This window comes from Paraburkholderia sp. GV068 (assembly GCF_003058125.1).
GTDB lineage: Bacteria > Pseudomonadota > Gammaproteobacteria > Burkholderiales > Burkholderiaceae > Paraburkholderia > Paraburkholderia graminis.
This window is the reverse complement of sequence record NZ_QBUB01000007.1, coordinates 36,736-49,006: the sequence shown is the minus strand read 5'-3', so window position 1 is coordinate 49,006 and position 12,271 is coordinate 36,736. Positions and strand designations below refer to the sequence as shown.

Sequence of the window (12,271 nt, the reverse complement as noted above, 5' to 3'; positions counted from 1 at the left end):
GCTCAGGCGCAATCCTTTCAATAACCTTCTTTTTTTCCTCGCGCGCGAGGGAGGAAGAGCCCAACAATTCCTGACAGATGAATGACATTGACCCGCGACCGGCAGGATTCAGCGCTGTCTGGCTCCAGCTATGGGCTGAATCCACCGATGACCACTCCATCTTCGCGCTCTCGCCGAATGGCGTCGTCCTGACGTGGAACCCCGGCGGCGAACGCATCCAAGGTTACCAGCCTGAGGAAATTATAGGACAGCCATATTCGGTCATGTTTTCCGAGGCCGATCGCGCCGCGGGTGTACCTGAGGTGGCGCTTGGGGTGGCGACGGCGACTGGACGCTATGAGACGGAGGGCTGGCGTGTTCGCAGGGATGGCACGACCTTCTGGGCGAACGCGGTGATGACGGCGCTACGCGACAGCGAGGGGCGGCTGATCGGTTTCGCAAAGGTGATTCGCGACGTCAGCGACAAGAGGGCGATTCACGACGCCGTGCTCAAGAGCGAACGGAACTTCCGCCTGCTGGTTCAGGGCGTCATCGACTACGCCATCTTCATGCTCTCGCCGGATGGACACATCACGAGCTGGAACGCCGGAGCGCGGCGCATCAAGGGGTATAGCGAGGCCGAAATCATCGGCTTACATTTCTCGCGCTTTTACACCCCGGAGGACGTCGTCGAGGGTGCGCCTTTCAGGGGGCTTGAGACAGCGAGGCGCGAGGGCCGTTTTGAGGCCGAAGGCTGGCGGGTGCGGCGCGACGGCAGCCGCTTTTTTGCGCACGTGGTCATCGACGCCATCTACGAGGACGGCGAGCTCGTCGGGTTCGCAAAGATCACGCGGGACATCACTGAGCGACGGCGCGCGGGCGAGCTTCTTGAGCAAACGCAGAGCGCATTGTTCCAGGCGCAGAAGATGGAGGCGCTCGGGAAACTGACGGGCGGGGTGGCGCACGACTTCAACAATGTCCTTCAGGTACTGCGAGGCAACCTGGAACTGCTTGAGAGCCGGCATGGTCGCGACCACTGGAGCGCCGAACGGCTCGGTAACGCGATCGACGCCGTCGATCGCGGCGCCAAGCTCGCATCCCAGCTGCTTGCGTTCGGTCGCCAGCAGCCTCTGGCTCCGGTCGTCATCAATCCCGCACGTCAGCTTCGCGCACTTGACGACCTTCTGCGACGGGCGCTGGGCGAGATGATCGAGATCGAGTCGGTCGTTGCCGGGGGGCTATGGAACACCACCGTCGATCCGCATCACCTGGAAAACGTGATCCTGAATCTGGCGATCAATGCGCGGGACGCCATGCCCGACGGCGGCAAGCTCACTCTTGAGCTATCGAATGCCACGCTCGACGACGAATATGTGCTGGCATTCCCCGACGTCGCGGCTGGGCAGTATGTGATGCTGGCCGTGACAGACACCGGAGCCGGCATGGGCCCGGAAGTGATGGAACGTGCATTCGACCCGTTCTTCACCACCAAGCCGGAGGGTCAGGGCACGGGGCTAGGTCTGAGCATGGCCTACGGCTTTGTCAAGCAGAGCGGCGGCCACATCCGCCTGTACAGCGAGATCGGCGAGGGAACAACCATCAGGATCTATCTGCCCCGGTCCACCGGTGTGGCGGTTGATACCAGGCCTGCCACGCCCGGTCGACTGAAGCACGGCACCGAGACGATTCTCGTCGTTGAGGACGATCTGAAGGTGCAATCGACCGTCGTCGAATTACTCTCCGGTCTGGGCTACGCGGTGCTCAAGGCCAATAACGCCGATCAGGCACTGACCATCGCGGCGAGTGGCGTGCACATCGATCTTCTGTTCACAGACGTAGTGATGCCAGGCGTGCTGCGCAGTCCGGAAATGGCTCGAAGGGCCGTCCAGATGTTGCCGGGGCTGAAGGTCCTTTTTACGTCGGGCTACACGCAGAACGCGATCGTGCACGGTGGGCGACTGGATCCGGGCGTGGAACTGCTGAGCAAGCCGTACAGCCGCCAGCAGCTCGCCTCGAAGGTGAGGCAGGTGCTCGGCAACAGCGACGCCAAAGCGGACGAAAGCGCTCCAGGCCACGCCCGCTCCGGCGAGGCGCCCGTGTCAGCCGAAGGCGGGGATGCGGACGGCTTGCGCATCCTGGTCGTGGATGACGACGTCGCGTCGCTTGACGCGACGTGCGAACTGCTGATGCTGATCGGGATGCGTCCGCAACCCGCAGCAAGCGCGGCGCAGGCGCTGAACATCCTTGACGGGAATGACTTTGACGTCCTGTTCACTGACGTCGTCATGCCTGACATGTCGGGCACCGAACTGGCGCGACGCGCGTCTGCCATCCGCCCGCGGCTCACGATTATTTTCGCTTCGGGAAACGCTGTCCCGCAGGACGAGGCGCACGGCTTCGAATGGTCGGCGCTGCGTAAGCCTTTTACGCTTGATCAGCTGCGTGCGGCGCTGCAGCCCGCTGAGAAGCGGCAGGCGGCCCGTCCTGCCAGTGACGACTAGGCCGATACGACCGGCGCGACAAGTAAGCGCACTCGGCCCCGCTTGCGCGTCGCATCCAGGCTCGACGAAGAGAGCGGGTCCAGACTTCCTCGTCAGCTGAGATAATGACGGCAGCGAAGAAAGCACGTAAACGCATGCCCAATCACCCGATTAAGTCCCGCCCAGACCTTGCAAATCGGGCCCTCGAAGTCGTTTATGGAATCTGGGCTAGGCGGCAGCGTGGACCTTAAAACCGGCCACCACGCCACGTATTCTTGACGCCTGCTCCTTCATCGATTCAGACGCGGCGGCAGCCTCTTCGACGAGGGCCGCATTCTGCTGTGTCACTTCGTCCATGTGGGAGACGGCTGTATTAACCTGCTCGATGCCGCGCGCCTGCTCCTGCGAGGCGGTCGCGATTTGACCGAGCAACACGGCGACGCGATCCATCGCCACGAGCATTTGATCCATCTGCTCGGCCGCATCGACAGCTTGCGTCGCGCCGTCCTCGACGCGCGCCACCGATGCACCGATCAGATCCTTGATTTCCTTCGCCGCCTTGCCGGAACGCTGTGCGAGTGCACGAACTTCAGTCGCCACGACGGCGAACCCACGCCCCTGTTCGCCCGCACGCGCGGCCTCGACCGCCGCGTTGAGCGCAAGAATATTGGTCTGGAACGCGATGCCCTCGATGATCGCGGTGATCTCTGCGATCTCGCTCGACCCCAGCCTCAGTTCGCTCATGGTGTCCGCGAGCCGTTTGACAGCATCGGCAGTGCCGCCAGCAGCATCGCTGACCACCTTGGCGAGATTGCTCGCTTCACGCGTGTTGTCCGCCGTCTGTTTTACCGTCGCGGTCAGCTCTTCCATGCTCGCCGCTGTTTCCTCGAGCGAAGCGGCCTGCTCTTCGGTGCGTTTTGACAGATCGCCATTGCCGGAGGCGATTTCATCGGCCGCATCGGCTACATGATCGACGCCCGTGCGAATGGTCATCACGGTGTCGCGCAAACTTCCCTGCATTCTCGCGAGACTGCGCAGTAACCCACCGAGTTCGTCGTCGCGTGCAACCACGATCCGGCTGGCGAGGTTCCCAGCTTCAATCGCGCCAAAATGTTCCGTCGCCGCTGCCAGGGGCTTTGAAATGGCGTTGCGCAGAATCACCCAGGACGCGACCGCGCATAGCACTCCTAGCAGCGTAACAGAGATGGTGAGCAGCATCGTCTTCTGCTCCCGGGCGATGCCCTCCTCCACGAGCCTGGCGGAGTCTTCGACCTGGAACTGGGACAGACTTTCGGTCGCATTGCTGAATGTCGCATAGAGCTTTGGAATCGCCACGTATGCAAGCGCGTTCGACGATTGCGTGTCCGACGACTTCAGAGCGCTCATCAACGGTTCGATACCTTTGTTCAACAAGTCGTCGCGGGCGCGCGCGACGTCTGCGGCAAGACGCTTCTCGTCGTCACCGGCCGGAAAAGCCGTGTAGCTTGTCCATGCGCGGTCGGACTCGCTAATCAATGCGGTGGCGGACGCGAGAGTCGTGGCGCTCGCCACGGCCTGGCCCGCCGTCACGCGGTCCAGTTGCAAGCGTGCCCGCGCAATGTCTTCCTGTTGCGCGAGTACAGCGATCACGGTAGGCACGTTTTCCGACGCGCTTGCGAGGGCATCGTTAGTCGAATGAATGCCATAGATGCCCGCCACTCCGATAACGGCGAGGATAAGGGCCAGTGCCAAAAGGGTGGCAGCGAGGAGCGTGCGGATTTTCATTGTAATGAACCTCAGTTGTGGGGTGAATATGTGACCGCTTAACGGCATTCGTGTGACACAGCTGAGAGACGAAAGCCAAAAATAGCTTTCTGTGAAACTGTTGAAAGCGGGAGTGGGGATACCCGACCTCAAACGCGCTTATTACGCCGCCTCGGCCGCCGGGGAGACCGGGAACAGCATGGCCAAACGCCTCAGTAGACCGGAGATTCGGTTTAGGCTTTCCGTACTTCGAGGACGTGACCGGCGAAAGTGCCCCGGAGAGGCGGCAACGGGAACCGTCAGGGACAATTGCAAAGCCGTGACGACGCGCCGGGGGCGCGAAGCGAAACTGCGAGGGGCACGGCTGACTATGGAACAGCGTTGGTATCCTCGTCTTCGTCAGACCTAAAGAATTAAGAGCGGCTGCCGTAATCAGTGTCACCAAGTGGGCTGATCCTTGCCCGGTGTGTGTCTAGGTCTCGGGCCAACGCCGGTTAGCGGCGTTGGCTTTTTTCGGGACTACGCAGGCTAATTCCGATCGCAGGCGGGCAAGGTGGTGTTTGCGGTCCCCTGACGACGAGTCAGTCGCAATGAACCGGCGCGGGGCCAAAATCACTGACTATTTCCACGCGGACAAAGTTGCCACGTTCGCGAGGCAAAAGGCTTCGAATGATGGCGCGTCGACGGGACGGCTGAACAGGTAGCCTTGCGCCTCTTCGCAGCCAAGCTCTCGCAGAATGCCCAACTGCTGTGCGTTTTCAACGCCTTCTGCTGTAATAGACAAGTCCAGGTTGCGTCCGAGTTGCACGATTGTTTTCACGATCGCTAGCGCATTCGGATTCAAAACCAGATCACGGGTGAATGTCTGATCCACTTTCAGGCGATCGACGTGCAGCGTCTTCAGATACGCGAGGCTTGAATAGCCAGTGCCGAAATCGTCGATGGAGATCTTGACGCCCAGACGGCGCAGATCGGTAAGCAGATCGACAACGTGGTCCACGTCGTCGAGAAAGATACTTTCCGTCAATTCCAGTTCAACGTACCCGGCAGGTACCTGCCAACGCCGCAGTGCGTTGGCGACGCTGCCGAGTAGATTTCCGCGCCGTACCTGCAACGCAGAGACGTTGACCGAAACCGATTGCAACGGCAGGCCTCGCTTTAGCCACAAGGCGAGGTGACGGCAAGCCTCGTTGATTACCCAGTCGCCGATCTGCACGATGATGCCGGTGCTTTCCGCGAGAGGAACGAAGGCCGCCGGCCCAAGCAAGCGCCGTTGGGGATGCTGCCAGCGCACCAATGCTTCGCCACCCGTTACGCGGCCGCTCGCCACATCGATCTTCGGCTGGAAGTGCAGCACCAGTTCGTCGTTCCGGATTGCCATGCGCAGTTGCGAGCGAAGTTCGACAAGTTGCCTTTCGGCCGATTGCATTGTTTCATCGAATACGTGGAAGGTATTCTTACCGCTGCGCTTTGATTTCTGCAAAGCCGTATCGGCGAAGCGCAGTAGATCGTCGAGTTCGCCTGCGTGTGCCGGAAACAGGCTCACGCCCGCGCTGACCGTGATGTCGATCACGCCGTCGCCCACGGTGACAGGTGCGCTGAACGAATCAATCAGCTTTCGCATGTAGCGATCCAGCAGCGGCAGGTCGCAGACAGGATGCAGCAGCACCACGAATTCGTCGCCCCCATAGCGATACACGGTACCGTTGCCACGAACGCGGCTCCTCAACTTGCGAGTGACCTCGATCAGCAGCCGGTCGCCTTGCTCATGACCGAGGTTGTCGTTCACGAACTTGAAGTTGTCGAGATCGAGCAACAGGACTGCGACCGATGCCCCTGAATTGCGGGCCATGCCTGCAACCACCGAAAAGTTCTCGCGCATGACAACGCGATTTGGCGTGCCCGTCAGTGCATCGTGATGAGCATTGAACTCCAGCTGGCGCTTCGCGGAGTCGTGCTCGGCGCGCGTGCGTTGCGTCTGTACGCCGAATGCAAGGTCTGCAGCCATTTCTTCGAGCAGCAATTGCTCCTTCGTGCCGAATGCGTCCGGACGCTCGGAGCCGATCATCAGCGCGCCGAACACCGCGCCGTTCTGCGTGAGAGGCACCGCAATCGACGACCGCAGGCCGTATTCTTCTGCAAGCGCCCGCCATGGCAACATGGCCGGATTGCTCCGGTAATCGCGGTTGACTACGGTGGCGCCGCTTCGAATGGCGCTGCCGATCGTGCCCGAGTGCGCCTCGTCTTCCGCCCAGCTCACATGTATCTTCCGGCTGAACGCTTCGCCGTTTTGCGACCACGCGGCAATTGATACGGATTTGTCGGCGTTGGCTTCTGCCAGGCCGACGCAGGCTACGCGATAACCGCCTACGTCCACTGCAAGCTGACAAATGCGAAACAGCAGGGCGCGTTCGTCGGTCGCGTGCATCATCGCGTGGTTGCACTTGCCGATCAGCATCAAGGCGCGATTCAGCGTCTCCTGCGCGGTCTTCACCGCGTTATGCTCGGTGATGTCGCGTGCTACTCCGAGTACGCCTAGCACCTTGTCTTGTGAATCGCGCATCAAGGTTTTCTTCGTTTCGAAGAGCCGCGGCTCGGTCTCGCCCGCAAAAGTGAGCCATTCCTGATTGATCTGCGCCACGTCGGCCTGCATGGCGGCAAGGTCCCTCGCGCGGAACTGTTCAGCGAGATCACGATCGACAAAATCGAAGTCGGTCTTGCCGATGATCTGTTCGCGCGGCACGCCAAAAAAGCGCTCGACCGCCGAATTGATCTTGAGGAACATCCCCGACACGTCCTTCACCCACACCATGTCGGGCATGCTTTCGACGAACGCATCGAGATACGAGTCGCCCGGTAGTCCAGGGGACAACGGTGGCGCGGAAATGGTGTGCGTGCTCATGATCAGGCTCAGGCTCGGGCCGACAGCAGCGACGTCGTGAGGAAGCGACTCTCACGTCTTGCGTGTGCAGTCGCGACATGATATTGCGCGTCGTTGAGCTTGAAGATATCGACCGCTGCAAGAAGCGCATTGGCCTGTTCCTGCAAGGAACTCGCGGTGGCGCCAGACTGCTCGGCGAGCGCGACGTTCTGTTGCGTGGCTCGTTCTAGGTGAACGATCATGTCGCGCACTTCGCCGATCTGCCGCGTCTGCGCATGGCAAGCTTCGTTAATGTCGCTCATGATGGTGGTGACGTTTACCGACGACGAGACCACGTTGGACATGGTGTCCCCAGCCGCATGCACCTGCTGCGAGCCTTCCTTGACGCGGCTCTCGCTCTCCTCGATAAGCGTCTTGACCTCTTTCGCCGCGTCGGCGCTACGCTGCGCAAGCGTGCGAACTTCGCTCGCGACCACCGCAAAGCCGCGTCCAGTATTGCCTGCGCGTGCCGCTTCGACGGCGGCGTTCAACGCGAGGATGTTGGTCTGAAACGCGATCGAATCGATCACTGCTAGGATTTCACCGATCCGGTTCGACGACGCGCTGATGCCTTGCATCGCATCGACCAGCCGGTCTACGGCCGCGCCGCCTTCGCCCGCGGTAGCAGAAGCCTGTTTGGCAAGCGCGTCCGCGTGCATCGCGTTGCTCGCGTTTGCCGCAACGCTCGCGTCGAATTCACTGAGTGCAGTGGTTGCCTGTTCAAGCGCGCTCGCCTGCCGGCCGGTGCGCGCGCCGAGGTCGTCGTTGCCCTGGGCCATCTCGCACGTAGCGACGCTCACGCCTTGCGCCGCCTGACGCACCTCCGCGACGATGCCTGCCAGTGTGTCGCGCATCCGGGCGACGGTCGCCATGACGCTCGACGTGTCGCGCTCGCGCAGCACCACCTCGCGAGACAGGTTGCCCTCCCGGATCGCGTCTGCGAACGCGATGACGTCGCGCGGATCTGCTCCGATCGACCGGTCGATGTTGCGCACCACGAGCCATGCCACGATCGCGCTCAATCCGCACGCAAGCAGTGTCAGCCAGCCAAGAAAGAGGCGGAAATCCTTGCTGGTCTGACGCGCCCCGGCTCCCTCCTGCTCGCTGCGAGCCTGTTCAAGGTCGATTAGCTGATTGATCGACGCGAGCCATTCGACGAATGCGGGCCGTGCATCGCCAAGCAGAATGCGGCGCGCCCCCTCGGTATCGCCGGCGCGTTGACGCGAGATGACATCCTCGATGAGCGGCAGCGTGCGGTCGCGCGCCGAATTGATGCGGCTGAAAATCTGCCGCTCCGCGGGCAGGATGTCGCGATTGTTGGCGAAAAGCTGGCTAAGCGGCTCATCCGAGCGCTCGTAATCGTTTGCGAGTCGCGTGATGTGCTGGACTACTGAAGGAAGCTCCTTGCTGTCGACGAGCAGTACGTCGCGTAAGGCAATCGACCGGTCGTGGACGCTCCCGCGGAAATTGATGGCATAACGTTCTTTCACTCCGTTTACGTCGATGATGTCATCGAGCCGCATTCGAATGCTTTGAACTTGGAAGATAGCGACGACGGCAAGCGCGATCAGTGTCGCGAGAGTTGCGCCGAAGCCCATGACAAGTTGTCCCCGGATGGTTGCGCGTCGAAAGAAACCCATAAACACCCCGTAATGTATTCGTTATAGTCGCCGCGTTGACCTAGATGGCATGAATCCGAAGCCCGCTATCTTCGAGAACACTCTATGTCCGGATTTATTCCACGCGCTGGTAGTTTCATCGTAAGCGTTGCTCAGCACCGTCTAGACTGACGTTGTCAAAGTGGGCATCCAAGGCCGCACCGAACGAGTGGTGGAGACTACTTTGTCACCTGAGGTAGCGACAGCAGCGAGACGGATGCGTAAGGGCACGCCCAATCACACCATTGAGTTTCGGCGAGAACTCGCAGAGCTGGCCTAGTAAGCTGAGCCCTACGCCTCACCCACGACTACCGCGCTCTCAGCACCCATCGCCCAGTGGTCACGCAACAGACTTTGCAAAAGTGGCACTGTCTGATCCAGCAACGGCCCCCGTGGGCGCTGCGCCGATGTCGCTATCCAGAGGGTAGTTTGAAGTTGGGGTTGGCGGATCGGCCGGACGTGGAAATCGTGCTCGTGGCCGCTTGAGCGAACCGCTTTGAGCGACAGTATCGCGTGTACACCCTCATCGCGGACGAGCGTGAGAATCGCCGGGATGCTTTCGATTTCGAGCGTGATCCGCGGTTTTAGCGACGCCTGCGCCATGGTTGCTTCTACCAGCATACGAATGGAGTGCGGACGGCTGGGCATAACCAGATTTCGCTCGGCGACATCCGCCAGACTGATTTCGTCATTGATTGCCGGGTCAGAGGATGAAGGGTCCGACCTGCGGCTCGATACCAGATAAAGCTGCTCGTTCAACACCGGTGCCAACTCCACGGCTGACGAAGTCGGGACCGTGTAAACAACGGCACAGTCGGCGCGGCCGATTGTCAGCCATTCGAGCACGTAGGTCGACAGCCCCTCAAGCACGCAAAGGGTCGCTTTAGGGAAGTGATCGCGAAAAACTCTTACTAATGGTGCCGTCAGGGTAAGACTAACGCTAGGCGGCAGCGCCACTACAAGCCGTCCAGTAGAGGCGCCCCGACCTTCCTCCATGTCAAGCTGCGCGCGTTCTATCTGGGCGAGAACGCTACGGCCATGCTCCAGGAGGCGCTTTCCAGCCTCGGTCAACGTCACTCCACGACCGTTACGCTCAAGCAGCGCCTGGCGAAATTCCACCTCCAAAGCCCGCACCTGACGGCTCAGCACGGGCTGAGCGACCGAAAGGAAATTCGAAGCTCGGGTGAAACTTCCGAGCTCTGCAACGTGAACAAACGATTCAAGCTGTCGCAGTTCCATGACCATCTCCAGAATTGCATTCCGTGCATATCTAATATGCCGGAAATGTCATTGCAGAATGGCAGATAATGTAAAAAAATACAAGCACATCAACGAGCCGGATCGAGAACGTCCATGCAACACGCCATACCCTGTCTGTTCATGCGCGGAGGCACGTCGCGTGGGCCGTTTTTTAATGCGGCCGACCTCCCGACCGACGTAGCTGCGCGAGACCGGCTCCTGCTCAATGTGATGGGTTCCCCAGACCATCGTCAGATTGATGGCTTGGGGGGAGCACATCCCTTGACCAGCAAAGTAGGAATCGTAAGTGGCAGCAGCCGGCCGGGCATAGACCTCGAGTTCCTGTTTGCGCAGTTGCAGCCGGACGGGGAGACAGTCGACACGACGCCCAACTGCGGCAACATGCTCGCGGCTGTCGTGCCATTCGCGCTGGAAACCGGTCTGGCCGCGCCGCAAGGCGACATCACGACCTTACGCGTCGTCACGCTCAACACCGATATGGCGTGCGATATAAGCGTGCAAACGCCCGGCGGCCGACTGCGTTACGACGGGAACGCGCGCATCGATGGCGTGCCCGGTAACGCGGCACCGATTTCGATCAACTTCCTGGATACGGCAGGCTCGGTCTGTTCGGGACTGCTGCCCACCGGCTCTGTCCGGGATCACGTTCAGTTAGACGCAACGTTCGCGATTGATGTGACCTGTGTCGACAATGGCATGCCGATGGTGCTTCTGCGCGCCGACGCCGTGGGCCGCACGGGACGGGAACCGGTTGCAGAACTGAATGGCGACGTCGAGCTGAAGTCCACGCTGGAAACGCTTCGCTTGCGCTGCGGCGAATTGATGGGTCTTGGCGACGTGACGTCCAAAAACTATCCGAAGATGTGCCTGATTGCGGCCCCGACCGCCGGCGGAACTCTCGCGACACGCTGCTTTATCCCGCATGTGTGTCATGACGCGATCGGCGTACTTGCTGCGGTCACCGTCGCCACGGCGTGTGTGCTGGAAGGCAGTGTCACGCAAGGTCTCGCAGCGGTGCCGCCAGGCGTCATCAAGCAGGTCTCAGTCGAACATCCGTCGGGCGAGTTCAGCGTCGAGTTGGAGATCGATCCGGCCAATCCGCAGATGGTGCAGCGTGCGGCGCTGTTGCGAACCGCACGTCTGATCATGCGTGGCGAAGTCATGGTGAGCGACTCGGCTTTCATGGAGGGGGGGGCAGCATGATTATCGATTGCCACGGCCACTACACGACGGCGCCCGCGGCGCTGGAAAACTGGCGTAACCGTCAGATCGCGGCGTTGACCGCGCCGGCAGAGCAACCCCGGGCTACCGAGCTGAACATCAGCGACGACGAACTGCGCGAATCGATTGTCAACAACCAGCTTAAAAAAATGCAGGAGCGCGGAAGCGACCTGACGATTTTTTCACCGCGTGCGAGCTTCATGGCGCATCACATCGGTAACTTCCAGACCAGCGCGACATGGGCGTCGATCTGCAATGAGCTTTGCTATCGCGTCTCGAAACTGTTTCCTGATAGTTTTATCGGCGCCGCCATGCTGCCCCAGTCTCCGGGTGTCGATCCGAAAAGTTGCATCCCGGAGTTGGAGCGGTGCGTGAAGGAGTACGGCTTTGTCGGCATCAATTTAAACCCGGACCCTTCCGGCGGTCATTGGACGTCGCCGCCGCTGTCGGATCGTCACTGGTATCCCATCTACGAGAAGATGGTTGAATACGGGATTCCGGCGATGGTGCACGTATCGACCAGTTGCAACGCCTGCTTTCACACGACGGGCGCGCATTATCTGAACGCCGACACGACAGCGTTCATGCAATGTCTGACCTCCGAGCTGTTCAAGGATTTCCCGGAATTGAAGTTTGTGATTCCCCACGGCGGCGGTGCAGTTCCTTACCACTGGGGTCGCTTCCGTGGTCTTGCGCAAGAATTGAAGAAGCCTTTGCTTAAAGAGCACCTGCTCAACAATATCTTCTTCGATACCTGCGTCTATCACCAGCCAGGCATCGATCTGCTAACCAAAGTAATACCGGTCGACAACATTCTTTTCGCAAGCGAAATGATCGGCGCGGTGCGAGGCATCGATCCGGAGACGAACTTCTATTACGACGACACTCGACGCTATATAGATGCTTCGACGAATCTTTCCGCGCAGGACCGGCAGAAGGTTTACGAAGGCAATGTGCGGCGTGTATATCCGCGCCTCGATGCGGCGTTGAAACGCAGAGGATTATGAGCA

The 12,271-nt window shown here is 60.4% G+C and carries 7 protein-coding genes; 3 read left to right on the top strand and 4 right to left on the bottom strand.

Annotation, left to right across the window (positions count from 1 at the left end; genetic code table 11):
* Positions 1-77: 77 nt before the first annotated feature.
* Positions 78-2,480: a PAS domain S-box protein gene (locus C8K18_RS16035; protein WP_107708260.1), complete on the top strand. Its 2,403-nt coding sequence runs from the start codon at positions 78-80 to the stop codon at positions 2,478-2,480.
* A gap of 207 nt (positions 2,481-2,687) precedes the next feature.
* Here C8K18_RS16035 and C8K18_RS16030 read toward each other — a convergent pair whose 3' ends face one another.
* The 4 genes from C8K18_RS16030 to C8K18_RS16010 all read right to left on the bottom strand — a co-directional run bounded on the left by C8K18_RS16030 (position 2,688) and on the right by C8K18_RS16010 (position 10,019).
* Positions 2,688-4,223 carry a methyl-accepting chemotaxis protein gene (locus C8K18_RS16030; RefSeq protein ID WP_165919824.1) on the bottom strand — a complete coding sequence of 512 codons (1,536 nt, stop codon included), beginning with the start codon at positions 4,221-4,223 and terminating at the stop codon, positions 2,688-2,690.
* 598 nt (positions 4,224-4,821) lie between these two features.
* A complete protein-coding gene (locus C8K18_RS16025; RefSeq protein WP_107708256.1) occupies positions 4,822-7,104 on the bottom strand; it encodes an EAL domain-containing protein in 2,283 nt (760 codons plus the stop codon).
* Between the two features lie 8 nt (positions 7,105-7,112).
* On the bottom strand, positions 7,113-8,762 hold the full coding sequence (locus tag C8K18_RS16020) for a methyl-accepting chemotaxis protein (RefSeq protein WP_107708253.1): 1,650 nt from the start codon (positions 8,760-8,762) through the stop codon (positions 7,113-7,115).
* Positions 8,763-9,071: 309 nt separating this feature from the next.
* The gene (locus tag C8K18_RS16010; protein WP_107708496.1) at positions 9,072-10,019 is read right to left on the bottom strand and encodes a LysR substrate-binding domain-containing protein; all 948 of its coding nucleotides are present in this window, start codon (positions 10,017-10,019) and stop codon (positions 9,072-9,074) included.
* A 114-nt stretch (positions 10,020-10,133) separates the two neighbouring features.
* Here C8K18_RS16010 and C8K18_RS16005 point away from each other — a divergent pair, with 114 nt between their 5' ends.
* Together C8K18_RS16005 and C8K18_RS16000 are read left to right on the top strand one after the other, a co-directional pair.
* Positions 10,134-11,243 carry a 4-oxalomesaconate tautomerase gene (locus C8K18_RS16005; RefSeq protein WP_107708251.1) on the top strand — a complete coding sequence of 370 codons (1,110 nt, stop codon included), beginning with the start codon at positions 10,134-10,136 and terminating at the stop codon, positions 11,241-11,243.
* The gene (locus C8K18_RS16000) at positions 11,240-12,268 is read left to right on the top strand and encodes an amidohydrolase family protein (RefSeq protein WP_107708249.1); all 1,029 of its coding nucleotides are present in this window, start codon (positions 11,240-11,242) and stop codon (positions 12,266-12,268) included. The genes C8K18_RS16005 and C8K18_RS16000 overlap by 4 nt, the downstream gene beginning before the upstream one ends.
* Positions 12,269-12,271 lie beyond the last annotated feature (3 nt).

Bases quoted from the DNA above. Each gene is read 5' to 3' on its own strand.
- C8K18_RS16010 (WP_107708496.1), bottom strand. From the start codon at position 10,019: ATGGAACTGCGACAGCTTGAATCGTTTGTTCACGTTGCAGAGCTCGGA.
- C8K18_RS16000 (WP_107708249.1), top strand. From the start codon at position 11,240: ATGATTATCGATTGCCACGGCCACTACACGACGGCGCCCGCGGCGCTG.
- C8K18_RS16005 (WP_107708251.1), top strand. From the start codon at position 10,134: ATGCAACACGCCATACCCTGTCTGTTCATGCGCGGAGGCACGTCGCGT.
- C8K18_RS16030 (WP_165919824.1), bottom strand. From the start codon at position 4,223: ATGAAAATCCGCACGCTCCTCGCTGCCACCCTTTTGGCACTGGCCCTT.
- C8K18_RS16025 (WP_107708256.1), bottom strand. From the start codon at position 7,104: ATGAGCACGCACACCATTTCCGCGCCACCGTTGTCCCCTGGACTACCG.
- C8K18_RS16020 (WP_107708253.1), bottom strand. From the start codon at position 8,762: ATGGGTTTCTTTCGACGCGCAACCATCCGGGGACAACTTGTCATGGGC.
- C8K18_RS16035 (WP_107708260.1), top strand. From the start codon at position 78: ATGAATGACATTGACCCGCGACCGGCAGGATTCAGCGCTGTCTGGCTC.